The organism is Polaromonas sp. P1_E11 (assembly GCF_056405995.1).
On sequence record NZ_JBFUBA010000005.1, the window covers coordinates 246779 to 269246 of the forward strand.

Below are 22468 nucleotides of genomic sequence, written 5' to 3' on the forward strand. Positions count from 1 at the left end.
ACCGGTCTTTACGCTTGGTTTAAAGCCCCACACGCCGCCAGCGCAGCAGGCGCGCTTCAATCAGCACCAGCAGCTTGTCGAGCACAAAACCGACGATGCCCACCACCACCACGGCAGCCATCACCACGTCGAGCTGGAACAGCTGACGGCCATAGACGATCATGAAACCCAGGCCTTCGGAAGAGGCCAGCAGCTCAACCACCACCAGCGCCAGCCAGGCGTGCGTGAGGCCGTAGCGGATGCCGTTCCAGATCGGCGCGAGCGCGGCCGGAAACACCACCTTGAAGAGCATCTGCCGGCGGCTGAACTTGAAGACCTGCGCCACCTCCACATATTGGGCCGGTACGTTCTGGATGCCCTTGTAGGTGTTCAGCGCAATCGGCACCAGCGCGGCTTTGGAGATCAGGATCACCTTGAGCGCCTCGTCAATGCCCACCAGCAGCATGAGCAGCGGCAGCCAGCCCAGCACCGGCACCTGGCTGAAGGCCTTGAACAGCGGGTACACATAGTCCTTGAAGGTGGGCGACAAACCCATGCCCACGCCCAGCATCAGGCCGCCCACGGCCCCCACGCCAAAGCCGGCCAGCACGCGCCACAGGCTGATGCGCAGGTTGTCCATCAGCTCGCCGCTGTTGAACAGGTCGGCGAAGGTGGCCGCGACCACGCCCGGCGCCGGCAACACCTGCGGCGCCACCCATTCATAACGGGCCGCCAGCCACCATAGCAGCAGCACGGCCAGTGGCACCGGCCAGGCCAGCAGGGCACGCCGCCAGTGGCCGCGCCTTGCCAGAGCAACGCCAGAACCCTTCCCGGCCGGAGGCTGGCGCGGGGATGCAGGCAGCGCGGGTCCGGTCGCTGTGGTTGCGGACGCGTTCCCGGCCGAAGCCAGTCGCAATGTGGGGGAGATGTGATGGGGCATGGCTTGCGGCGTCACAACACGGTCTGCTGGCCGCGGGGGTCCAGGCGCGGCCAGAAGTTTTCAAGCTTCTGTTCCCTGAGCGCACGGCTCAGGTACTTGCGTTCTATCCAGCCGTCGACATCCACCTCGCGGCGCGCGAGCCTGAACTTGACCAGCTGGCGCGAGGCGTCCTTGTAGAGCCAGACCAGCAGCGGATCAAATTCCGGCGCCAGCCGCACCTTCAGCGGCTGACCCAGCAGGTCTTCCCGCCAGGCTTCATAGGGCGTGCCGGCCTTGCTCCACTGGCGCAGCACGTCTTCGCGATTGCTTTCGTCGGAACCCCAGCGCGCGCTTTTCACCAGCACGTTCACCACACGCTGCACCGCTTCCGGACGGGCTTTCTCGAAGTCTTCGGTCACCAGCACGTGGTTTTGCCGTGTGAAAACGGGCGAGTCGTCGCGGCTGGTGTACAGGATTTTCGCCACACCCTGCTCACGCAGCTTGAGCAGCTCAATGCCGCCGAAGGCTGCGTCGATGTCGCGCGTGGCCAGCGCCGTCTGCATGCTGGCGTAGTCAAGGTTGTAAGCCTTGAGGTCTTTTTCGCTGAGGCCATTTTTCTCCAGCAGGCGATTGGTCGGCAACTGGCCGCTGGTGCCCTTGAACAAGGCCACGCGCTTGCCGCGCAACTGTGCAACCGTCGCCAGAGGGGAGTCAGGCGGCACCGCCACATACAGGTTGTTGCGGCTGCCCGAGGACATCAACAGGCGTGTCTTCAAGCCGCTGGCGCGTGCCAGGATCCCGGGCAGGTCGCCCTGGAAAGCAAAGTCGAGCTGGTGGTTGGTCAGCGCTTCATTGACGGCTGGGCCGGCACCGCGAAAGAAAAACCATTCAATGCGCACACCGTCTTTCTTAAATTCCTCGTCGAGCCAGCCTTTCCAGTGGGCGATGGAGCCGGCATTGCCTGCAGACACCGGCGGGTTACCCACCGGTGCGGCCGACACGCCGAAGCGGATCACTTCCAGCTTCTGTGCGCGCACACCCAACGAAGCTGCGGCAAGGGCGGCACCCGCCGCGGCATGCAGCCAGTGACGCCTGGCCGGAACAAAAGTAGAACTCATGGTGTGCCCTGCGCTTTTTCTTTGAAAACTCAGGCCACAGCCCGCGTGGCCGCGTCCTGCGTGTAGCGGTTGGGCGGGCGCGGCAGGCCCAGGTTTTCGCGCAGCGTGCGGCCCTCGTACTCCGTACGGAACAGGCCGCGCCGCTGCAATTCGGGCACCACATGGTGCGCAAAATCCTCCAGGCCGCCCGGGAGGTAAGGTGGCATCACATTGAAACCATCAGCGGCGCCGTTTTCAAACCACTCCTGCAGCTGGTCGGCAATCTGCGAGGCCGTGCCATAAATGGACCAGTGGCCGCGCGCCGTGCCGATGCGCTGGTAAAGCTGGCGGATCGTGAGCTTTTCGGTCCTCGCAAGTTCGGTCACCAGCCTGAAGCGGCTCTTGGGGCCGTTGGGCTCGGGCAGGTTGTCGGGCAGCGGGCCGTCGACCGGGTAGCCTGACAGGTCTATGCCGCCAATCACGGTAGACAGCAGCGAAACCCCCACGTCGGGATGAATCAGTTCCTGCAGCTGTTCGAATTTTTCCTTCGCATGCGCTTCGCTTTCGCCAACCACCGCAAACACGCCTGGCAAAATTTTCAGGTCATCCGGCTGGCGGCCGTATTTGACCAGCCGCGCTTTCAGGCCTGCGTAAAAAGCCTGCGCGCCGGCCAGCGACTGCTGCGCCGTGAAGATGACTTCGGCTGTTTGCGCGGCCAGTTCCTGGCCCGGCTCGGAAGAACCCGCCTGCACCACCACCGGATAACCTTGCGGTGAACGCGCCACATTGAGCGGGCCGCGCACCTGGAAATGCTTGCCCTTGTGGTTCAGCACATGCAGCTTGGCGGCGTCGAAATACTCTCCGCTTTCCTTGTTGCGCAAGAAGGCATCGTCCTCCCAGCTGTCCCACAGGCCCGTCACCACGTCAACAAATTCGCCGGCGCGTTCGTAGCGCAGCGCATGCTCGGGGTGCTTGTCGAGGTTGAAGTTCAGTGCCTCCGCCTCGTTGGAAGACGTCACCACGTTCCAGCCTGCGCGGCCGGCACTCAGGTGGTCGAGTGAAGCAAACTTGCGCGCCACCGTGTAGGGCTCGTTGTAAGTGGTGGAGACCGTCGCGATCAGGCCCAGGTTTTTGGTCACGGCCGACAATGCCGACAGCAGCGTGAGCGGCTCGAAGCCGGCCACCCGCGCAGTGCGGTGCAGCGTGCGCGAGGTGGCCGCGTCGCGTATGCCCACGCTGTCGGCCAGGAACACCGCGTCAAACTTCGCGGCCTCCGCCGTCTGCGCCAGCTGCTTGTAGCGCTCAAAGTTCAGCGCCGAATCGGCGGGTACGCCCGGGTGCCGCCACGCGGCGACATGGTGGCCGGTGGCCATCAGGAAAGCGTTGAGGCGGATCTGCCGCTTTGTCGCGGTGGTATTGCTTGAATTGTCGGTATTGCTCATGGTCTTAAGCCCCCAGGATCTTTCCATTCGCCTCAAATACGGGCCAGTAGTTTTCAAGCTTCAGTTCGCGCAGGGCAGCGTTCAGGAAGCGGCGGTCTATCCATTTGTCTGAATCAAACCGGGTGCGGGTCAGCTTGAATTTGTAGGCCTGCTCCACCGCATCGCGGTAACGGCCGGTCAGGAAAGGGTCGAACTGCGGGTTGAAACGGATGCGCAGTGGTTCACCGTCGTAGTCCTCTTTCCACACCTCGTAGGGAAAGCCCGTGCGCGCCCAGATACGAAACACCTCGTCGCGATTGAGGTCGTCCGAGGCCCAGCGCGCCGTACGCACGACCGCTTTGGTCACACGTGTGGTGAGGTCGGGAAATTTATCGGCAAATTCATCGGTCACCAGCACATGGCCCTGGCGCGTGAAGATGGGCGAATCGCCTTTGCTGGAATACACGATTTTTGCGGTGCCGTTGATGCGCAGCTGGATCAGGTCCAGCCCGCCGAAGGCCGCATCGATGTCCTTGGTGACCAGCGCCGCTTTGGACGTCGCCGTGTCGAGGTTGATCAACTTGACGTCTTTTTCATTGAGCCCATTGGCCTCGAGCAACCGGTTGATGGGCAGCTGCGCATTCGTGCCCTTGAAGATCGCCACACGTTTGCCACGCAGATCCTTGACGGAGCGGATGGATGAATCGGGCGGCGCCGCCAGGTAAATATTGGAGCGCACGCCGGTGGCCAGAATCAGCCGCGTCTTCAGCCCGGCGGCCTTGCCCACGATGGAAGGCAGGTCGCCCTGGAAGGCGAAGTCCAGCTGGTTGTTCGTCAATGCCTCATTGACGGCCGGACCCGCGCCTTTGAAAAAGTACCACTCGATTTTGATGTTGTCTTTTTTGAACTCTTCTTCGATCCAGCCTTTGGCATGCGCGATGGAAACCGAGCTGCCGTAAAACCCGGGCGGGTTGCCGATGGCGGGTTGCGCCACGCCAAAGCGGATCACGGCAGGCGGTGCTGTCGTTTGCGCGCCCACAGCGCCCGTCACGGCGGCCAGCCCGCCGGCACCCAGGCCATGAAGAAAATGTCTGCGATCAAGTGTCATGATTTTTCCGTTGTAAAAAAGGCCGGTACCAGCACTGCCCCACCCCACAGGAGCCGAAATTCGCGTTGCAATGCCTGGCGGTACCCGCCTGAAAGTGGTTCAGGCCCGGTGCGCTGCGAGGCGCAGCTGAGCTGATTGAAAGGAGTCCCGGGCAGCAGACAGGGCTGCTGCGTTGTGGCGGTCGCAACAGGTGCCGCTGATGAATGCGTTGTCAGAAACGGCAGGTTGCGGGGTCCGGTGGCGGGTCATGAAAACATCCTCTTGTCAAACAGTGGATGCAGATTAGCGGACGCACTTTCACAACACAACGAATAAGAAGTCTTGATGTTATGCAGCCAGAATTTTCTGGATAGCACATGCCCAAATCACCTAAGTGCAAGTGGCTGTATAGCGAATGCTGGCGCTTCGGCGGCCATATCTTGCGCATAAGAAAATAAGAAAAAAGGCGTTCCGTGCGTGACGGAGTGGGGCGACACTTCGCAGCTGATCTTGCTTTGCGGCATCTGCTTCCTGCCGGGTTGCCGTCGACTTTTCTAAAGGCCGTTCATGTCTATCGTCATCACCGCAGAGCGCGCACTCGCGTCGCCCCATCTTTACGTGCTCGATGTCCGTGGCGAAGCTGCTTATGACGCGGGGCATTGGCCGGGCGCCTTGCTGCTCGACATCAAGCAGTGGGAAACACTGGCAAAGTCCCCCGAAGGAGCGCTGGACCGCACAGAAGTTTGGGCGCGGGCGATTGGCGCGTTGGGCATCGACGGTTCGCAACCAGTGGTGGTTTACGACGACGGGCGCATGACCGAAGCCGCGCGGGCCTGGTTCATCCTGCAGTGGCATGGTGTTGGCGTCCAGGTTCTGGACGGCGGCTGGCCCGCAGCGCTGGGGCTTCCTGGTTTTGAGCCTTCGCTCACCCGGCGGCAGCCCGTGCCCACCCGGTATCAACGGCCCGTCGGCCACAAGCCCGCCGCCGGGCTCATCACACGCGATGAGCTGAAGCAGCACCTGGACGGTTCGCTACAGATTCTGGACGCACGCACTGAAGCCGAGTACCGCGGCGAAGACCTGCGTGCCAACGCCCGCGGCGGCCATCTTCCAGAGGCACACCATCTGGCTCACAAGCAGCTGCTCAATGAGGACGGGACCTTGAAATCCGCTGACGCCTTGAAAGCGCAACTGGCCGACGCCGGACTATCAGCCGGCAAGCCACTGGTAACCCATTGCGATGCCGGCGGACGCGCGGCCCTGGCTGCGCTGGCCGCCGTGCACGCCGGCTTGCCTGAGGTATCAGCCTACTACCTCAGCTTTTCCGACTGGGCCGCGGACGGCACTTGCCCGGTGGTATAGGGCCCCCACGGTCGCTCACTGCGTGTAGCTCCCTGCCCCCCGGGGGGGCCGCCCGCCTGCGGCCCGGCAAAGCCGGTTCCGCGGCTCATACTGGCTTAAGAGCACACTGCAGTTGCACAGCGCTTATCCAATCGTCCCGAGCCTCCCGAAGGTCCGGCTCCCGGCACCACATGCTATTAATTTAGGAGCTATTGGCGCTTACTCTGTTTGGCTCTAGGCACTATCTCTTTAAGAAATACCTCCCTGAGCCACCGCACCCGATTCCAAGCCAGCGGGTGCCGCGGAACCGGCTTTGCCGGGCCACAGGCACCGTCCCCTGCAAGGGGAAAAGGGCTACACGCAGTGAGCCCGATAGGGGTGTACCGGTTCACCGCCCCCTTGAGGGGGAACGGGCTACACGCAGTGAGCCTGGACGGGGGTGGGCTTATTCAGACTGCTTTCCAGTGCCGCAGCGGCACACAGGTCTGCAGACGCGTCACGGCCTGGTCCATCAGCGCGGGGTGCAACTCGTGGCCCAGCCTGGCGGCGACGTCCAGTGTGGCGTCGGCGCCGAGTTCCATCAGGTGGTCAAAGTCGCCGCGCGTACGTGCCAACGGCACCACGTCGTCGTTTTGCCCGTGCAGCAGGTGCAGGGTGGTCAGGGCGGGCGCTTTTGCCGGCCAGATCTGGTAGCCGCCGCCGAAAGCCAGCAGGCGGCCGGCCAAGCCGTCGTGCGCGTCGCTCAGCGCCAGCGCCAGGCTCGCACCGGCGCCAAAGCCGGCCAGCGCGGTGTCCGACTGCAGGATCTCAAAGCGCTGCTGCTGCGCACGCACAAAGGCCGCCAGAACCTCCACGCGCGCGGCCAGCGCAGCGGCGTCATCTTTGCCCGCAGCGGTAGCGCCTGCCGCATCGGCATGCGGGCCGGAAAGGCCTTCCGGAATCAGCACCGCCGCCTCGGGAAACGCGCCGCCCAGCAGGTTGCCCAGCTCCAGCATGTCGGCGGCCATGCCGCCCGCGTCATGCAGCAGCACAAACAGCTGCCGCGGCACGGCGGTGGCCGGAAGCAGTTCAATGGTTTCGGTGTCGATGGGGTTCATGGCTGGGCGTCGTGATCAAAAAAACAGGCAAAAGCTGGCGGAAAGGACGGAGAAAACCGCATCTGGGGCCTCCCCGGCAGCTTTCAACATCAGCCGTCCTGCCCCGTACAACAGCCTCCTGTTCCGGCCGTCCGGGCAATTTTGGCCCGGGTCGGCGAGAATCAGCGTTTTTCACGCACCAGAGATCTGGAAAAACACCATGAAAATCGGAAAAGACACCGCCGTTACCCTTAGCTACAAGGTGGCGGACGCCCAGGGCAAGCTGGTCGAGCAAAGCAGCGCACCCATGGTTTACCTGCACGGCGGCTACGGCAACACCCTGCCCAAGATCGAAGAAGCGCTGGACGGCCAGGAAAAAGGCTTCCAGACCGTGCTGGCGCTGGAACCGGCGGACGCCTTCGGCCTGCGCGACGAAAGCCTGGTGCGCACCATTCCCCGCACGCAGTTTCCGCCCGGGGTCAAGGTAGGCGGCCAGCTCGAAGGCCGAGGCGACGACGGCCGCGAGCATGTCTTCAACGTCACCAAGATCAAGGGCGACACCGTCCTGCTGGACGGCAACCATCCGCTGGCCGGCAAGGCCCTGCGTTTCACCCTGAAAGTGACCGACGTGCGCGCCGCTTCGGAAGAAGAAATTGCCCACCGCCATGTGCACGGCGAGCACGGCCACCACCACTAATCTGCGCAACGTGACCGTTCGGCGATTAAGTCGTTAGCGTTACGTACCGTTACCGCTCTGGGGGGCCCGCTGAACTACAGTGGGATTGAGCCTACATCCCCCGGTGATGCACGACCACAGCCCCGGCGCAGGATGATGGCTAACTTCATGGATTAACTTCAGAGGTACCCATGGTCATCAACGCGTTTCTTGTCGAAGACAAGCCGGACATACGCAAAACACTGGTTGAGGCCATGGAAGAAATCGCACCCCTGCGTTTCGTCGGCCACGCCGATTCCGAGTCCAGCGCCCGCCAGTGGCTGGGTTCCCACCACGATGACTGGGACCTTGCAATCGTCGACCTCTTTCTCGCCGAAGGCTCCGGCTTTGGCGTGCTGAAAGACTGCCAGCACCGCAGCTCCCGCCAGAAGGTCGTGGTGCTGACCAGCCACAACCAGGAAAACATCCTGCACTACTGCCGCGAGCTCGGCGCCGACGAGGTGTTCGACAAATCGCAGGACGTGGAAAAGCTGGTGCTCTATTGCCAGGCCCATGCGGCCAGCCTGGGCGGCACGGCCCCGCTGCTGCCCCAGTAATCCCCACGTTCAAGCGGCAGGCGTTCTGCTCAGGCGCCCGCTAAAACAAGCCCACACACAAAAGCGAAAAGCGGCACCATGCCGCGACTCTCGCTGCCCGGCAAACCCTGATGTGAACGCCTTCATGCGGCGCTTATAAGCGGCCGCCTGGAGGCGCTGCATCGCCGCGCCCGCACTCCACGCCGGCTTCCGCGCCAAAACCAGAAAAGTACTGCCTACCGCGGCTCCGTTTGATCTGGATCAACAGTGCCCAGGGACCGATGGCTAACCATAGGTGTATCTCGAATGCATCTTATGAAGACCATTCGCGATTCCTTTGAAAGAGTCCCCATGACACACACCGCTTCCCACACCAGGGTCGATCTCCGCGAGCTTGCGCCCAGCGAGCGCCATCCGCTGGTCTTCTCGACGTTCGACCAACTCGGCACCGGCCAGGCCATGGAGTTGATCAACGACCACAACCCGAAACCCTTGCATGCCCGGTTCATGATGGACCTGCCCGGCAGATTCTCCTGGGACTACCTGGAGCAGGGGCCCGACACCTGGCGCGTCGCCATCACCCGGCTTGCACCCGCGCAGGGAAGCAAGCAATGCTGCGGCGCCTGTGGCGGCGGCTAACTCCCGCTCATTCCCACTCATGACCTCCCAAGGAAACCCGATGAAAAACAACAACATGCTGTGGCGCTGGCTCGGCTTCGTATTCGTCCTGTCCTTCGGGGCGCTCGGCTACCTCGGCTGGCAGATCTACCTGACCGCGCCGCCCATCCCCAACGCCGTCGTCAGCACCACAGGCGACGTGATTTTCACGGGCGAGCAGGTGCAAAGAGGGCAGCGCGCCTGGCTGGCCAGCGGCGGCCAGCAGCAAGGCAGTGTCTGGGGCCACGGCGCCTATGTGGCGCCGGACTGGTCTGCCGACTGGCTGCACCGGGAAGCTTTGGCCCTGCAGGCCCTGCGCACGCAGGAGCTCCGCAAGGCGCCCGCCGCGCTCACGGCCTCAGACCGCGGCGCAGTCGCAGCGGCGCTCAAAGAAGAAATGCGCCGCAACACCTACGACGCGGCCAGCGGCGCCGTCACCGTGACACCCGCGCGGGCGCAAGCCATCCGCGAGGTGGCGCGCCACTATGAAGGCCTGTTCGGCCACGACGCCAGCCTGGACGCCTTGCGCGAGCAGTACGCCATGAGCGAAGGCGCGCTGCCCGACGCGGCCGACCGCCAGGCGCTCACGGCATTCTTCTTCTGGACCTCCTGGGCCGCCGTCACCGACCGCCCGGGAGAAGAAAACCTTTCGTACACCAGCAACTGGCCGCACGAGCCGCTGGTGGGCAACACCATGACCAACTCGGCCGCCATCTGGTCGATGGTCAGCATCGTCCTGTTGCTGGCCTGCATCGCCGCCATGCTGTGGCTGCACGGAAGCCAGCGGCATGGGCCCGAGGCGCAGCCGCCCCAGGCCGACCCTTTGCTGGGCGTCGTTGCCACACCTTCGATGAAGGCCACGCGCAAGTACTTCTTTGCCGTGATCGGCCTGATGCTGCTGCAAATCGGCATGGGCGTGGTCACCGCGCATTACGCGGTTGAAGGGTCATCCTTCTTCGGCCTGCCGCTTGCGCAGGTGCTGCCCTATGTGGTCAGCCGCACGGTGCACACGCAAGTCGGCATCTTCTGGATCGCCACCGCCTGGCTGGCCACGGGCCTTTACATCGCGCCGCTGCTGTCGGGCCGCGAGCCCAAACTGCAAAAGCTCGGTGTCGACGTGCTGTTCTGGGCCTTGATCGCCATCGTGGTCGGCTCCACCGCTACCGGCTGGCTGGGCACGCTGCAGCATCGCGGTGTCGACTTCAGCTTCTGGATCGGCAACCAGGGCCTGGAGTTCACCAGCATGGGCCGTGTCTGGCAGCTGCTGCTGTTCGTGGGCCTGCTGTTCTGGGTGTTCCTGCTGGGCCGCGCGCTGTGGCCGGCACTGGTCAAACCTTCGGAGACGCGCGGCATGATCGCCATGGTGTTCCTGTCGGCCATGTGCATAGGCGGCTTCTACGCCTCGTCACTCACATGGGGCCAGCACACCCACTATTCGATGATCGAGTACTGGCGCTGGTGGCTGGTCCACCTTTGGGTCGAAGGCTTCTTTGAAGTGTTCGCCACCGCCGTCGTCGCGCTGATCTTCACCAAGCTGGGCCTGGTGCGCGCCGAAAGCGCCAACCGCGCCATCATCGCCGAGACCATCATCTTCCTGTTCGGCGGCATCCTGGGCACCCTGCACCACCTGTATTTCACCGGCACGCCGATCTCGGTTATCGCCGTCGGCGCGGTGTTCTCCGCGCTCGAAGTGGTGCCGTTGACCCTGATCGGCCTGGAAGCCCTGCAGACTTACCGGCGCTCCAGGGCCATGCCGTGGCTCGCCACCTACCAATGGCCAGTGATGTGTTTTGTGGCCGTCGGTTTCTGGAACACCGTAGGCGCCGGCCTGCTGGGCTTTGCCATCAATCCGCCGGCCTCGCTGTACTACGTGCAAGGGCTGAACATGACGGCGGCCCACGGCCATGCCGCGCTGTTCGGTGTCTACGGCATGCTGGGCATCGGCCTCATGCTGTTCTGCCTGCGCGGCCTGTATGCGCGCCACCTGCATGCCGACAACCTGCTCAAGCCCGCCTTCTGGAGCCTGAACATCGGCCTGGCGATGATGGTCTTCCTGTCGCTGCTGCCTGCCGGCATCTACCAGGCCTGGGCCAGCGTCACCAAGGGCCTGTGGTACGCCCGCTCGCCCGAGATCATCCACTCGGGCGTGATGGAAACCCTGGTCTGGATGCGCGTGCCCGGCGACATCCTGTTCGCCATCGGCGCGTGCTTCCTGGCCTGGTATGCCGCGCGCCTGCTGCGCCGTCCGGCCGTGCAGTACGACGGCATCACCCCAGTGCCCGCAACGGTGGGGCCCTGACCCGGCAAGCCGCCATGAAACTCACGGCTTTCACCGACTACAGCCTGCGTGTGTTGATCTACCTGGCGGCGCAGCCAGAGCGGCGCGCCACCATCGCCGGAATTGCGGACGCGTTTGACGTGTCCGAACACCACCTGACCAAGGTCGTGCACTTCCTCGGCAAGAGCGGCTGGCTGGCCAACGTGCGCGGCAAGGGCGGCGGGCTGGCACTGGCGAAAGCGCCGGAGCAGATCGTTGTGGGCGAGGTGGTGCGCGCAACCGAAGGAACGGACGTGCCCGCCGAATGCTTTGAAGCGGCGGGCGGCCATTGCGCCATCACCCGCATCTGCCGACTGCGCGGCGTGCTTGGCGAGGCGGTCGATGCCTTTTACGGCGTGCTCGACCGATACACGCTGGCAGATCTCGTTCGCAACCGGCAGTCGCTCGCCAGCTTCTTCACCGGCCAGACGGCTTCCGCTTCGCTGGCCGGGCGCGCCTCATGAGCGCAATCCCCGTTGTCGCAGAGCGCATCAGCAACAGCGCGCCGCACACCACGCTACCCACGGAATATTCCCGCATGACACAGTCCATCCAATTCAAAACCCCGCCCAAAAGCGCTCCTGTTCCATCGGCGGAAACGCAAGGCATCGCGCTCTGGCAAACCGGCTTTCGGCCCTTCTACCTGCTGGCGAGCGTGTTCGCTGCGCTGTCGATTGGCCTGTGGGCGCTGCAGTTCGCCGGCTGGCTGGGCCAGCCCTACCTAAAGGGGCCGATGTGGCATGCGCACGAAATGCTGTTCGGCTTCACGCTGGCTGTGGTGGTGGGCTTCCTGTTCACGGCCGGGCGCAACTGGTCCAACCGCCCTACGCCCACCGGCCTGCCGCTGGCCGCGCTGGCGGCGCTCTGGGTGGCCGGGCGGGTGCTTGTGCTCACGCCCTTCGGCTGGGCTGCGGCGGCGGTCAACGTCGCGTTTCCGCTGGCCGCGGCCGTCGCGCTGGCCATACCCTTCATCGCCGCGCGCAATCGCCGCAACTACTTTTTCATCGGCTTGCTGTTGCTGATGGCGGTGGCCGTGCTCGCGGTGCACCTTGCACAGCTCGGGCTCATGCAGTTGCCCGGCTGGGTCGGCATTCAGGCCGCCCTTGACGTCATGCTCTTCATCATGGCCGTGATGGGTGGCCGCGTGATCCCCATGTTCACCAACAACGGTGTGCCGGGCGCCAACGCCACCCGCCGCCCCTGGCTCGAGAAAGCCGCGCTGGGCTCGGTGCTGGCGCTGCTGCTGGCCGATGCGCTGCAGCTGCAGGGCGCGCCGCTGGCGGCGCTTGCCGGTGTTTGTACGGCCACACACCTTGCGCGCTGGGCACTGTGGCAACCGTGGAAGACCACGCACACGCCGCTGGTCTGGGTGCTGCATGCTGCCTACTTCTGGATTCCGGTGCACCTGGTGCTGCGCGTCCTGGCCGCAGCTGGCTGGGTCACGCCCTCAGCGGCAACTCACGCACTGACGGTGGGCGCCATCGGCGGGCTCATCATCGGCATGATGACGCGCACCGCGCTCGGCCATACCGGCCGGCCGCTCCAGGCGGGCCGCACGGAAGTCACCTGCTATGTGCTCGTCCTCGCTTCGGCGCTGGTGCGCGTGTTCGTGCCGGTCATCGCGCCGGCCGAAACGCTGCACGCCGTGCTGGTTTCGGCCGCACTGTGGTCCGCCGGCTTCGCGCTGTATGCCGTGGGCTACTGGCCAATCCTGACCCGTGCGCGTGCGGACGGGCATCCCGGCTAGGTGACTGGCCGGGTCTGCCTGCGCCGCCGTGGCAGGGCTAAAAACAAACGCCCATAAAAAAGCGGCGCCAATGCGCCGCTGTTCTGGCTGCCCGGCAAGCCGGGCATGCTGGCTCAGAAGCCTCAGAAGCCTTTGTTGCCCTTGGTCGCGTCTTTCACGACTTCCTTGGCATCACCATAATTTTTCTGCACAGAGCCTTCCACCTGCTTGGCCAGGCCCTTGGCTTGCTGGTCCTTGCTTCCCACGAGCTTGCCGGCAGCTTCCTGTGCCTTGCCAGCTGCGTCTTTGGCTGCGCCTTTGACTTGATCCTTGTTCATGATGACTCCTGATGAATTCGACGGGAAGGTCCAGGAAACCCTGGCGAGACCCTTGCGAGGTCATCGCGAGGGGGATCCCGGGCCAACGTTCGTCGTGTCACGTCAGCCAGTTACCAAGATACCGGGCTGCCGGGAACGCAGCGTAGGCCAAGCACCCAAACGCATGTCGGTCCCTGTTTGCCTGTACGCCTTCATCACTCAATCAGCCACCGTCACCACACTGCTGGAGAACGTGATCCGGTCGGGCGCGTCCGCCTGCAGCTTGATGGGCGGCACATTGGCGGGCGCGATCGGGTTGGGCGTGGTGCCGCTCAGGCCGCGCGGCACGGTGCGCACTACCTGGCTGGCCGGCAGCGGTACGCCGGTTTTGAGGTGGGCATACATCATGTCCATGGCCTGGATGAAATAGCGGTGCAGCGGCACCAGCCGCTGGCCGTAGCCCGGGAACCCCAGGAAGGCATCAAAGTGCTGGGCGTTGGTGACTTCGATGTACGAGAGCTTGCTGCGCGAACCCTCCACCATCTTGTTCAGGCCAAAGTAGGGGCGCGAGGTAAATGCCACCGGCACCAGCGTGTCAGAGCGGCCATGCACGATCAGCGCGGGCTTGCCCTGCAGGTTGGCGGTGCGCAGCACCTGCTGGATGCCTTCGCGCACGCGCAGGGCGTCGGGGGTGTTTCCCGTGGCCAGGTTGCGCAGGCACAGGGCCCCGGCGCTGTTGTAGTCCTGCACGTTGCCGGCAGAGATGGAAGCCGCATCCAGCATCGGGCCGCCCAGGCTGGCGTTGTTGACGATGTTGATGCCCACCGTGGGCGGTATGCCGTTGCCGGTGCCGAATGACGTGGCCAGCGGGCCCGCCGGCGCAGGCAACGGCAGGTTGGGTGTGGGCGAAGCGGCAGGCGCCGTGGCGGCAAAGCTATAGCCGCAGAGGTTGTCCTGCACGCCGGCACGTCCGTAAGCATTGGCGTACGTCAGCGCCACCGGCAGGGTGGCAAACGAATAGTGCGAAGCCTGCAGGTCGTTGCCCTCGGGCTGCCAGCCCGCCTGCACCAGCGTGGCCATGGCGCTGCCCGCCTGCTCGGCCGTCGTGTTGCCGGCGACCATGCCGTTGGCCTTGAGCGCACTGCAGCGGCTCGCGGCAATGACCGGGTTGATGGTGTTGAAGACGTTGGTGGCGGGCGAGGCCAGCGCAGCACAAGGCTGCAGCAGGTTGGCCAGCGTGGTGTAGTCATACAGCGGCTTGCCGGTGCCGGCCAGCGTGCTGCTGCCGCGCCGCACGCTCAGCCGCGCATCGGGCACCAGCTGCACCTGCGGCTCGCCCACGGCCACGCCGCTGATGAGCCCCTGCGTGTCCTGCTCGGCCGCGGCCAGCGCCGCACCCGCGCCGTTGGACACGCTGGAGGCGATCACGATGGTGTTCGACGGGTTCAGCGTCTTCAGGCGACCACCGCCGTCGGACGAGGGCTTGCCATAGCGCTCGTTCAGCACGAAGTAGGCAAACTCCACCGCCTGCAGCGTGTAGCGGCCCCAGTCTTTTTCAGAGTTCTGCTGCGAATGCGCGTGCTTGACGGCAAAGCGGTTGGGCGTGGCCGCATTGAAGGCTGTGCGCTCAGCCTGCGTCAGGTTGGCGGTGAAGTTGGAGGCCGCGCCGGCCGCCACTGCATCGGCGCGCAGGCCGTTTTGCAGATGCACCGTGTTGTTCTGCAGGTCGTGCATGCCGCTGCCGGTGCCCTTGTCGGTGTAGGCCACGGCGCAGCCGTTTTTCAGGCCCCACTCGCCAGACGACCCAATCGCACCGTAAATGCCGCGCGAACCGCTCGAGGTGCCGGTGACGATGCATGGGCTCGCCGGGTTGAAGCTGGCCGGCACCTGCACCATCATCGTGACGTTCTGCCGGCCGCTGCCGTCGTCTGAATAGGCGATGTATTCGGTACCGGCAATCTTGCCTTCACTGGCGGTGATGTTGCCTTTGGCATCCACATTGGGGCCGTACAGCGTGCCGTAGCCGCCGCCGGGGGAAATGTCGAGGATGGCGCGGTAGTTGTTGTAGATGGCGATACGGCGCAGCTCGGCCGCGCTCGGGTTCAGCGGGTCGACGGGCAGCGGCGCCGTTGCGGCGAGGCCGCTCTTGCCCAGGCCGGCGGTCAGCAAGTCGTCGTTGCCGCCGTCGTACACGCCGGTGGTGATGCCGCCCAGCCAGGCTGGTTTGATGTTGGGCTGCACGCCCACACCGCTTGCGCAGCCGCCCAGCGCGGCCATTGCCGCCAGGGCCACGGTGGTTTTGATCAGGGTGAATTTCATGTCGTCCTCCTCGGGTTACTCGTACAACATCATCATCCCAATAGCGTCCGCGTGGGCGTTGGGGGCTGTGGGATTTGTAAGAGTTCTTTTGTAAGGGTTTTGCCTCAAGCTCGCGTTGGCCCTGGACCGCCTCAAAGGCTTGATCGCCTCTGCTGCCACAGCGTATCGACGCAGCGAAAAGCGTACGGCCAAAAAAAAGCGGCGCCATGCGCCGCGATTCAGCCACAAGCCATACCGGTTGCAGCATTGGGATTCAACGTGTGCTTCAGCCCTTGGGAATCACCAGCTTCTGGCCGACGTGAATCAGGTTCGGGTTGGGCAGGTTGTTGCGCGATTCAATCTCGCCAAAGCGCATGTTGCTTCCCAACGTGGCGGCGGCGATTTTCGAGAGTGTGTCGCCCGCTTTCACCACATAGACGGTTTCAGTCTTGTCGGCGTTCTTGACCTTGGCCAGATTGGTGCTCGTGAAATATTTCTTCACCAGTTCGCCGTACTCGGGCAGCACTTTGGCCTTGCGAATGGCGATGTTGATGTTTTCAAGCAGCTGGCTGTCTGCCTTGCGCACACCTATCTTGTACTTGATGTTGGAACCCGGGAGCTTGGACACCGCGAACTGCAGGTCCGTCCCACGGATTTCGGCCACTCCGAAGGGGTAGTCGTAAATCACCGCATCTACCTGGCCCTTTTTGATGAAGTTGTTGATCCAGTTGCGCTCGCCATTGACAGATTCGTCGCTCAGCTCGATCAGACGCGCCTTCGGGAACTGGCGCGAGGCATACGCCTTGACGTCCGGGTCACCCTTGAGGATGCCGACGGTCAGGCCGTTGAGGTCTTCAACGCTCCGGATAGAGGACACCTTGGGTGTAATGAGGGCGTAGCCGAAGTCTTCGACATACGGAATGGAATACACCACGCCCGGCAGGTCTTCGTCGGTAAAGGTGAGGCCGTCGATGGCAATGTCCACCGTTGAATTGCCCCGGTTGTCGTTCTTGAGCAGCGCAGCCGGCACGTCGGGGTAGGTGTCCACGATGTGGTCGGTGTCGATGTTGATTTGTCCGCCCTTGGGTGTGAATTCGCTTTGGGCGAACAGCACCTTCAGGAATTCGTAGTTAAACCCCTGCGGCTTGCCGTTTTCAACGTAATAAAAGGGCTTGGCCGGCGACTGCACGCTGACGCGCACTGTGCCCTTGTCCACGATGCTCTGGAAGGTCGTCCCGCCGCTCGCAGCGGCAGCGGCAGGTGCAACAGTCGCTGCTTTGGGCCGTGGCGCTTCAGCCGGGGGGTCATTAAGCCGGACGTTGGGATTGCTGACCAGGTTTGCAGGGGCGCGCGACTCGAGGTATTTCATGCCGCCATACACGGCGCCGCCGACGACGGCAACAATCAGGATCAATCGGGGAATAGGTTTGAGGGCCATGGCTTTAGTCCGGTTTCTGGTTGAAGCTTGTTATTTGTTGGTTGAATTTTTCTGGAACCAGTCCACCCCGTCGGCGCGCGCCTCAACGGGTACACCCTGCGGGCTGTTGGCAATGTTCACCGGCAGGCCGGGCGACGGGTTGTTCTCGATCAGGAGGCGCTTGGAGTCACCCAGCACCAGCGACTCGGCATTCTTTTCCCATTCGGCCAGCATCTGCATCGCATCGCCTTCGTACACACCATTTTGCAGGTCGACGGAGCGCATGAAACTATCGGACATGCGGGCGAAATCCTCGATCTCGCCGATCTTCATCGCATAGTCGGCCGCCAGGTATTCGTTGGCCATGTCGAACATGGCGCGCGTGTCAGGGTCGCCGTTGATGATGGCTTGCGCGGACTTGATGGCCGAATGGGCGTTGTCCATCATTTCCTTCTTGCGCTCCTTGACCTTGATCTCGCTTTGCATGTCCTTGATGAGGAAGTTCGACACCTCCTGGTACTTGGCGAGCACGCGGTACAGCAGCTCCAGTTTGGCCAGCAGGTCCTGATAGGTCAGGTTGGCGTCGTTCATGCGACCCACTTCACGCGAAGCCAGCGCTGCGTCCATCGTCTTGTTCTGCTTTTTTGCCTCGCTCATCAGCCGCAGGGACCCATCGCGCGACTTGTTGTTGTTGGCGATCTCTTCCTTGCACTGGCGAATCATCCCGGAAAGCTTGGCGATACGGGTGTTCATGTTGGCGAGCTTGTCCTGCAGCTCTTCCACATAATTTTTCATGATGCCGATGGGATCGATCTCCACGAACACTTGCGTGATCTTGCGCATCAGGCTCATGTACATGTACTTGCCGAGGCGCCAGAAACGCTTGTCGGTGATGATGAAGCCGAGCACCACCGCCACAACGCCGAGCAATGCGGCATAGATGGTGTTTTGCAGCAGCGTGATGATGTAGGGCAGCGCCTGGTAAAGCAGGAAACCGGCGCCGGCGATCAGGCTGACACCCACGATCTGGCCGGTCACGCCTTCCGGGCGCTCCCAGAACGATTTGGGTTTGAAATTCTGTGGAATGAGGTTCACAGTTCTGTCCTTTGATTCTGCGTATACGGATCGGGAATGTTCAGCGCTTCAGGCGCCGAGGTAGCGCACGACTTTTGCCCTGGCTTCCACCAGCTGGGCCTTGACCACGGCCAGCGCGCTTTCAAACCGGATGTTGACTTCAACGATCTCCGCGCGCTTGGCCGCGATTTCTCTTTCGAACCCGGCGATTTTTTTGTGGGCGGTCTCCACTTCCTGCTGGATCTGCCCCAGCCTTTCCTGCAGGCGTGCGCGCTCTTCGTCTACCTTGGCGACCGAAGCACGCAGGGAATCTATCTCCCGGATTCGCGCATTGATCTGCAGGTCCTGCTGGCTTTTGGCCTGGCCATGAAAGCGCTGGGATTCCGCTTCAAGCGCGGGAAGATGCTGCATGTCGATGGACTGGACGATCTGGTCCACCGTCCGCGTCTTGCCCACAATGCCGAATGCGGCCTTGTAGCGCGACGCCTCGTCAGGAATGAAGGCCTCCAGCGGCGTGACGGCCTCTACCAGCGCCGTATAGGCCGTGGTTTTTTCCATCACGACTTCCATCATGCGGTCCACCATCGGATTTTTGGCTTTGGCAGCCACCACATTGGCAGCGGCCGATGGCACGGGGGCCGGCGCCTTGATGGCCGATTTGTCCGCAGAGACAGGCGCGCCGGGCGTGGGTTCAGGCTCAAACAAGACGTCCCGGAGTTTTCCAAAAAAACCGGATCCGCCCTCGGGTGGCGTGGTGTTGTCTGTCATGGTTCCCTCACTCCTCGGTAACAATTTTTTCGGCTCACTGCGGCTGTTTTCCAGGCGCAGGCGCGTCTCGCGGCCATATAGTCGTTGATGACTATATAGCAGCACCTGGTTTCTTCCCCAAAAACCAAGGGTACGAGCCCTTTCAGCCGGACACAATGTCTGATTTCCCAGACACCCCGCCCACCTTCCCTGCTTTACTTTTTACTTACTTTGCGTCGCTGTACACCGTGGCGCGCGAAACGCCCATGTGCGCGGCGGCAATCTCGGCGCCGCGGCGGATTTCCAGGTAGCCGGCTTTCTTGAGGTCTTGCACCAGCTGCTTGCGGTCTGCGGGCTTGAGCGAGCGTGAGGTCGTGGCGCGGGCTGCGGCAAATTCGTCAATGCATTGCTGTATGCGGTCAGCATTGGCGGCGTCCAGTGTTTCGGTGACGGCGCTGCTTTCAATGGCGGTGAACTGCGACATCGCCGCCTGGAAGCCGTTGAACAGTGTCAGGTCCACGTTCAGGCAGATCGCCGCCACGTATTCGCCTTCTTCATTGCGAATGCCCACCGACGTGCTCTTGACCTTGCGGCCGTCGGCAAACTGGTTGGCGTAGTTGGCGATCACCGCGGGGTAGTCCGGGTCCTGGATGCGCGCCAGGCCCAACTCGGTGGCGGGCTGGCCCAGGCGGCGGCCGCTCAGGTTGTTTTCAATCGCCAGGATGGCGTTCTTCGGATGCGTCAGGTCATGCACCACCACTTCGCAAAACGGCGCAAACGTTTTGCCCAGCCCTTCGGCAATGTTTTTCAGCTCGGCGAGCAGATGTTTGTTGCTGGGCGTGTTGCTGGGTTTTTTCATGGTGCGCGGCCTCCGGCGAGTCAGGCGATTCGAATTTCAGACAAATTGTCCAGACGGCCATCGTATCGCACCACGCGGCATTTGTTGAACAAAAGGGCGGCGCCCGTGCGCGGCAACCGGACACCACTCGCAAGCAAATTCCTACACAGAGCCTGCCCAGCCTCCTGCAACGCATGGCCGCCACAGCAGCGAAAGTACAACGCTATCTGCCGCGGCTTGCTGGTTTGCTAATTCCTATCTTCGCGGCGTCTGTTCCCCCATACCGAATCAACCATCAACAACCACCCCTTCAAAGGAGGCCCTCATGTTGAACCGATTGAACCGATCGAAATTCAAGCTCAGCAGCGTGGCGCTGGCCGCTGTGGCCGCTTCTGCCCTGGCACTGGCGGCCCTGCCCGCCACGGCCCAGACCAGCACCGCCGCAGGCACCCCAACAGCGGCCGACGCCGGCAAGCTGGCCCGTGCCGACAAGGGCATGCTGGACGACCTGGCCCAGGCCAACATCGCCGAGATCGAAAGCGGCAAGATGGCGCTAGAGAAATCACAGAACGCCGAGATCAAAAAATTTGCGCAGCAAATGATTGACGACCACAACAGCGCGCTGGCCGAAGTGCAGGCACTGGCCCGCGCCAAAGGTGTGACCCTGCCCGACGGCCCCGGCGTGATGGCCAAAACCAAGGCCACCGCACTCAAGGCCTTGTCGGGCAACCTGTTTGACACGGAATACGCCAAGCGCGCGGGCGTGGGCGACCATGAAGCCACCATCAAGCTGCTGACCAAGATCCAGAAGGACGCCAAAGACGCCGACCTGAAGGCGCTGGCCGGCAAGATGCTGCCCAAGGTGGAAGCCCACCTGGAAATGGCCAAGGCCGTAGTACCGACCAAGTAAGCCGCCAAGTAAGCTACTCATCGCAGGCTCTTGCCCGCGCCCTGGGTTTCCCCTTTTTTTTAGGAAGACGCTATGTCAATTATCTGGACCATCATCATCGGCTTCATCATCGGCTTTGTTGCCAAGTTCCTGATGCCCGGCCGCGACCCTGGCGGCTTCATCATCACCGTGCTCATCGGTATTGCGGGCTCATTCCTCGCCACCTACCTGGGCGCGGCCATGGGCTGGTACCAGCAAGGCGAAACGGCCGGCTTCATCGCCGCCGTGCTCGGCTCCATCGTGCTGCTGCTGGGTTACCGCCTGATTGCCAAGCGCTGAGCAGGCCGTAAAAACGCCAGCCAGACGCCCCGGTGCATTCACGTGCACCGGGGCGTTGTGCTGTGCGGCTCACGCGTGGGTGACTTGCGAAAAAAGTTTTAAGCCTGACCGCAATGCTGCCGCCTGAGCCGCCCTTTTGCAGGCCCGCTGCGCCTGCAGTTGACGCGCGCAAATTCCCTCTTGAAATTTTTTGGGCAATTCCTACTTCCTCTTCCCGGGCGCCGGAAGCCGCTTTTTTTGGCGGTTTACCGGCGCACTGTTGTTCAACCCGAATGGAGGTTTTCGCCATGTACCGATCGTTATTTCCGCGCGACATGTTCGCCGAACTCGATCGCCTGCAGCGCGACGTGCAGCAGGCCTTCGATCTGTCTCCCAGTATTCGCGGCTTTGGCCGCAGCAGCTTTCCCGCCCTGAACATTGGCGGCACCCCGCAAACCGTAGAGGTGTATGCCTTTGCGCCGGGCATTGACCCGAAGTCGCTCGACGTCAGCCTGGAGCGCGGCCTGCTCACCATTGCCGGCGAGCGCAAAACCGGGCTACCCGAAGCGGGCGCGCAATCGACGCTGCACATCAATGAGCGCTTTGCCGGCAGCTTCCGCCGCGTGCTCACCCTGCCCGACGACGCCGACCCCGACGCCGTGAACGCCAGCTTCAAGGACGGCCTGGTGCATATCACCATCCAGCGGCGCGCATCGGCCCAGCCGCGCCGCATCACCATCCAGTGAAAGGAGGCAAGCCATGAACTACGCAAACACCCAACAAACCGGCGGCAACAGCGGCGCCGCACGCAGCAGCGGTAATGGAAGCGCCAACAACGGCAGCGCCTCCGGCCGCAGCATGCAAACCAGCCAGACTGGCGAAGTGGCGCAGAAAGACAGCTCGCGCTACGCCAATGGCGCGCTGACGCCGCCCGTCGACGTGCTGGAAGACAGCACCGGCATCACGCTGTATGCCGACCTGCCCGGCGTGCCGCGCGACAAGCTGCACCTGCAGGTAGAGGCCGACACGCTGACGATTGACGCCGAGTCGGCCCTGTCTGCACCCGAAGGTTTGCAGTCAACCCACACCGAAGTGGGGCTGGGCCGCTTTCACCGCGTGTTCACGCTCAGCAAGGAGCTAGACACCGAGAAAGTCAGCGCCGAGCTGGCGAACGGCGTGCTGAAGCTGCGCATACCCAAGGCGCAGCACGCACAGCCCCGGCGCATCGAAATCAAGACAGCTTGATCGCACCCCGCACGGCCGGGCCGGCCTGCTTACCTGGCCGGCACCGGCGTGCGCTGCGCCGGGTCGTAGAAGAATGTTTCTTCGGCAATGCGCTCGCCTTCCCAGCGCTGGTAAGCCAGCTCTTCCATGCGCATGGTGCTGCCGTCGGCCCACACAAAATTGAACACCCAGCGAATGACGACCTTGTCACCGCTGATAAACACCGGCCGTACGCAGGTTGACGTGACCGATTTCACCCGCGCCATGACTTTGGCTTCACCTTCCACCAGCTTGTCGCGCCCACGGCGCGGCGGCTGCTGGTTCTCCTGCATGGTGGCGTCAGGCGTGTAGAACTCTTCAATCGCTTCGGTGTGCGCGTTTTGTTCAACGCGGGCAACAAAGCGGTCTACGGTTTCAGGCGTGGGCATGCGGTCTCCTTGGCTTGTTTGATCGATGGCTGTTGATACGCATTGGT

At 63.1% G+C, this 22468-nt stretch carries 23 protein-coding genes; 11 read left to right on the plus strand and 12 right to left on the minus strand.

Annotated features, from left to right (window positions below; all coding sequences use genetic code 11):
* Positions 1-19: 19 nt before the first annotated feature.
* The 4 genes from AC1D11_RS18315 to AC1D11_RS18330 are packed head-to-tail and all read right to left on the minus strand — an operon-like array spanning position 20 to position 4524.
* Positions 20-889, minus strand: a complete 870-nt coding sequence (locus tag AC1D11_RS18315; protein WP_477648802.1) for an ABC transporter permease — start codon at positions 887-889, stop codon at positions 20-22.
* 41 nt (positions 890-930) lie between these two features.
* Entirely contained in the window at positions 931-2016 is a 1086-nt protein-coding gene (locus AC1D11_RS18320) for an ABC transporter substrate-binding protein (RefSeq protein WP_477648770.1), read from the minus strand.
* Between the two features lie 29 nt (positions 2017-2045).
* Positions 2046-3437 carry an LLM class flavin-dependent oxidoreductase gene (locus AC1D11_RS18325; RefSeq protein WP_477648769.1) on the minus strand — a complete coding sequence of 464 codons (1392 nt, stop codon included), beginning with the start codon at positions 3435-3437 and terminating at the stop codon, positions 2046-2048.
* Positions 3438-3441: 4 nt separating this feature from the next.
* Positions 3442-4524, minus strand: coding sequence for an ABC transporter substrate-binding protein (locus tag AC1D11_RS18330; RefSeq protein WP_477648768.1), 1083 nt, complete (start codon positions 4522-4524; stop codon positions 3442-3444).
* A 546-nt stretch (positions 4525-5070) separates the two neighbouring features.
* Between AC1D11_RS18330 and AC1D11_RS18335 the strand changes: the two genes are divergently transcribed.
* Positions 5071-5865: a sulfurtransferase gene (locus AC1D11_RS18335; RefSeq protein WP_477648767.1), complete on the plus strand. Its 795-nt coding sequence runs from the start codon at positions 5071-5073 to the stop codon at positions 5863-5865.
* Positions 5866-6293: 428 nt separating this feature from the next.
* On the opposite strand, the gene ypfH is transcribed toward AC1D11_RS18335, so the two are convergent.
* The gene (ypfH, locus tag AC1D11_RS18340) at positions 6294-6941 is read right to left on the minus strand and encodes an esterase (RefSeq protein WP_477648766.1); all 648 of its coding nucleotides are present in this window, start codon (positions 6939-6941) and stop codon (positions 6294-6296) included.
* A gap of 199 nt (positions 6942-7140) precedes the next feature.
* On the opposite strand from ypfH, the gene AC1D11_RS18345 reads away from it, so the two are divergent.
* From AC1D11_RS18345 to AC1D11_RS18370, 6 genes are all read left to right on the plus strand, one after another.
* Positions 7141-7617 (plus strand): FKBP-type peptidyl-prolyl cis-trans isomerase, encoded by a 477-nt coding sequence (locus AC1D11_RS18345; RefSeq protein ID WP_477648765.1) that lies wholly within the window; start codon positions 7141-7143, stop codon positions 7615-7617.
* Positions 7618-7787: 170 nt separating this feature from the next.
* On the plus strand, positions 7788-8192 hold the full coding sequence (locus AC1D11_RS18350) for a response regulator (protein ID WP_457282037.1): 405 nt from the start codon (positions 7788-7790) through the stop codon (positions 8190-8192).
* A 330-nt stretch (positions 8193-8522) separates the two neighbouring features.
* Positions 8523-8810, plus strand: a complete 288-nt coding sequence (locus AC1D11_RS18355) for a DUF2249 domain-containing protein (protein WP_477648764.1) — start codon at positions 8523-8525, stop codon at positions 8808-8810.
* A 40-nt stretch (positions 8811-8850) separates the two neighbouring features.
* On the plus strand, positions 8851-11127 hold the full coding sequence (locus AC1D11_RS18360; RefSeq protein WP_477648763.1) for a nitric-oxide reductase large subunit: 2277 nt from the start codon (positions 8851-8853) through the stop codon (positions 11125-11127).
* A 14-nt stretch (positions 11128-11141) separates the two neighbouring features.
* Positions 11142-11609, plus strand: a complete 468-nt coding sequence (locus AC1D11_RS18365) for an RrF2 family transcriptional regulator (protein ID WP_477648762.1) — start codon at positions 11142-11144, stop codon at positions 11607-11609.
* A gap of 74 nt (positions 11610-11683) precedes the next feature.
* Complete coding sequence (locus AC1D11_RS18370) at positions 11684-12892, plus strand: NnrS family protein (protein ID WP_477648801.1); 1209 nt, start codon at positions 11684-11686, stop codon at positions 12890-12892.
* A 122-nt stretch (positions 12893-13014) separates the two neighbouring features.
* Here the strand turns inward: AC1D11_RS18370 and AC1D11_RS18375 are convergent, their stop codons facing one another.
* From AC1D11_RS18375 to AC1D11_RS18400, 6 genes are all read right to left on the minus strand, one after another.
* Positions 13015-13209: a CsbD family protein gene (locus tag AC1D11_RS18375; RefSeq protein ID WP_477648761.1), complete on the minus strand. Its 195-nt coding sequence runs from the start codon at positions 13207-13209 to the stop codon at positions 13015-13017.
* A 198-nt stretch (positions 13210-13407) separates the two neighbouring features.
* Positions 13408-15507, minus strand: a complete 2100-nt coding sequence (locus AC1D11_RS18380; RefSeq protein WP_477648760.1) for a D-(-)-3-hydroxybutyrate oligomer hydrolase — start codon at positions 15505-15507, stop codon at positions 13408-13410.
* A 265-nt stretch (positions 15508-15772) separates the two neighbouring features.
* On the minus strand, positions 15773-16924 hold the full coding sequence (locus AC1D11_RS18385; protein ID WP_477648759.1) for a transporter substrate-binding and LysM peptidoglycan-binding domain-containing protein: 1152 nt from the start codon (positions 16922-16924) through the stop codon (positions 15773-15775).
* A gap of 30 nt (positions 16925-16954) precedes the next feature.
* A complete protein-coding gene (locus AC1D11_RS18390) occupies positions 16955-17998 on the minus strand; it encodes a hypothetical protein (RefSeq protein WP_477648758.1) in 1044 nt (347 codons plus the stop codon).
* Positions 17999-18046: 48 nt separating this feature from the next.
* Positions 18047-18745, minus strand: coding sequence for a zinc ribbon domain-containing protein (locus tag AC1D11_RS18395; protein ID WP_477648757.1), 699 nt, complete (start codon positions 18743-18745; stop codon positions 18047-18049).
* Positions 18746-18950: 205 nt separating this feature from the next.
* The gene (locus AC1D11_RS18400) at positions 18951-19583 is read right to left on the minus strand and encodes a helix-turn-helix transcriptional regulator (RefSeq protein WP_477648756.1); all 633 of its coding nucleotides are present in this window, start codon (positions 19581-19583) and stop codon (positions 18951-18953) included.
* 304 nt (positions 19584-19887) lie between these two features.
* On the opposite strand from AC1D11_RS18400, the gene AC1D11_RS18405 reads away from it, so the two are divergent.
* From AC1D11_RS18405 to AC1D11_RS18420, 4 genes are all read left to right on the plus strand, one after another.
* The gene (locus AC1D11_RS18405; RefSeq protein WP_477648755.1) at positions 19888-20472 is read left to right on the plus strand and encodes a DUF4142 domain-containing protein; all 585 of its coding nucleotides are present in this window, start codon (positions 19888-19890) and stop codon (positions 20470-20472) included.
* Positions 20473-20544: 72 nt separating this feature from the next.
* Positions 20545-20790, plus strand: coding sequence for a GlsB/YeaQ/YmgE family stress response membrane protein (locus AC1D11_RS18410; RefSeq protein ID WP_457282025.1), 246 nt, complete (start codon positions 20545-20547; stop codon positions 20788-20790).
* Positions 20791-21077: 287 nt separating this feature from the next.
* The gene (locus AC1D11_RS18415) at positions 21078-21515 is read left to right on the plus strand and encodes an Hsp20/alpha crystallin family protein (protein WP_477648754.1); all 438 of its coding nucleotides are present in this window, start codon (positions 21078-21080) and stop codon (positions 21513-21515) included.
* A 112-nt stretch (positions 21516-21627) separates the two neighbouring features.
* Positions 21628-22014 carry an Hsp20/alpha crystallin family protein gene (locus tag AC1D11_RS18420; RefSeq protein WP_477648800.1) on the plus strand — a complete coding sequence of 129 codons (387 nt, stop codon included), beginning with the start codon at positions 21628-21630 and terminating at the stop codon, positions 22012-22014.
* Between the two features lie 29 nt (positions 22015-22043).
* Here AC1D11_RS18420 and AC1D11_RS18425 read toward each other — a convergent pair whose 3' ends face one another.
* Positions 22044-22421: a nuclear transport factor 2 family protein gene (locus AC1D11_RS18425; protein WP_477648753.1), complete on the minus strand. Its 378-nt coding sequence runs from the start codon at positions 22419-22421 to the stop codon at positions 22044-22046.
* Between the last annotated feature and the right edge of the window lie 47 nt (positions 22422-22468).

Coding starts and splice junctions, on each gene's coding strand:
- AC1D11_RS18410 (WP_457282025.1), top strand. CDS start 20,545: ATGTCAATTATCTGGACCATCATCATCGGCTTCATCATCGGCTTTGTT.
- AC1D11_RS18365 (WP_477648762.1), top strand. CDS start 11,142: ATGAAACTCACGGCTTTCACCGACTACAGCCTGCGTGTGTTGATCTAC.
- AC1D11_RS18350 (WP_457282037.1), top strand. CDS start 7,788: ATGGTCATCAACGCGTTTCTTGTCGAAGACAAGCCGGACATACGCAAA.
- AC1D11_RS18425 (WP_477648753.1), bottom strand. CDS start 22,421: ATGCCCACGCCTGAAACCGTAGACCGCTTTGTTGCCCGCGTTGAACAA.
- AC1D11_RS18400 (WP_477648756.1), bottom strand. CDS start 19,583: ATGAAAAAACCCAGCAACACGCCCAGCAACAAACATCTGCTCGCCGAG.
- AC1D11_RS18370 (WP_477648801.1), top strand. CDS start 11,684: ATGACACAGTCCATCCAATTCAAAACCCCGCCCAAAAGCGCTCCTGTT.
- AC1D11_RS18355 (WP_477648764.1), top strand. CDS start 8,523: ATGACACACACCGCTTCCCACACCAGGGTCGATCTCCGCGAGCTTGCG.
- AC1D11_RS18345 (WP_477648765.1), top strand. CDS start 7,141: ATGAAAATCGGAAAAGACACCGCCGTTACCCTTAGCTACAAGGTGGCG.
- AC1D11_RS18325 (WP_477648769.1), bottom strand. CDS start 3,437: ATGAGCAATACCGACAATTCAAGCAATACCACCGCGACAAAGCGGCAG.
- AC1D11_RS18320 (WP_477648770.1), bottom strand. CDS start 2,016: ATGAGTTCTACTTTTGTTCCGGCCAGGCGTCACTGGCTGCATGCCGCG.
- AC1D11_RS18380 (WP_477648760.1), bottom strand. CDS start 15,507: ATGAAATTCACCCTGATCAAAACCACCGTGGCCCTGGCGGCAATGGCC.
- AC1D11_RS18395 (WP_477648757.1), bottom strand. CDS start 18,745: ATGACAGACAACACCACGCCACCCGAGGGCGGATCCGGTTTTTTTGGA.
- AC1D11_RS18420 (WP_477648800.1), top strand. CDS start 21,628: ATGCAAACCAGCCAGACTGGCGAAGTGGCGCAGAAAGACAGCTCGCGC.
- AC1D11_RS18330 (WP_477648768.1), bottom strand. CDS start 4,524: ATGACACTTGATCGCAGACATTTTCTTCATGGCCTGGGTGCCGGCGGG.
- AC1D11_RS18405 (WP_477648755.1), top strand. CDS start 19,888: ATGTTGAACCGATTGAACCGATCGAAATTCAAGCTCAGCAGCGTGGCG.
- AC1D11_RS18385 (WP_477648759.1), bottom strand. CDS start 16,924: ATGGCCCTCAAACCTATTCCCCGATTGATCCTGATTGTTGCCGTCGTC.
- ypfH (WP_477648766.1), bottom strand. CDS start 6,941: ATGAACCCCATCGACACCGAAACCATTGAACTGCTTCCGGCCACCGCC.
- AC1D11_RS18375 (WP_477648761.1), bottom strand. CDS start 13,209: ATGAACAAGGATCAAGTCAAAGGCGCAGCCAAAGACGCAGCTGGCAAG.
- AC1D11_RS18335 (WP_477648767.1), top strand. CDS start 5,071: ATGTCTATCGTCATCACCGCAGAGCGCGCACTCGCGTCGCCCCATCTT.
- AC1D11_RS18415 (WP_477648754.1), top strand. CDS start 21,078: ATGTACCGATCGTTATTTCCGCGCGACATGTTCGCCGAACTCGATCGC.
- AC1D11_RS18360 (WP_477648763.1), top strand. CDS start 8,851: ATGAAAAACAACAACATGCTGTGGCGCTGGCTCGGCTTCGTATTCGTC.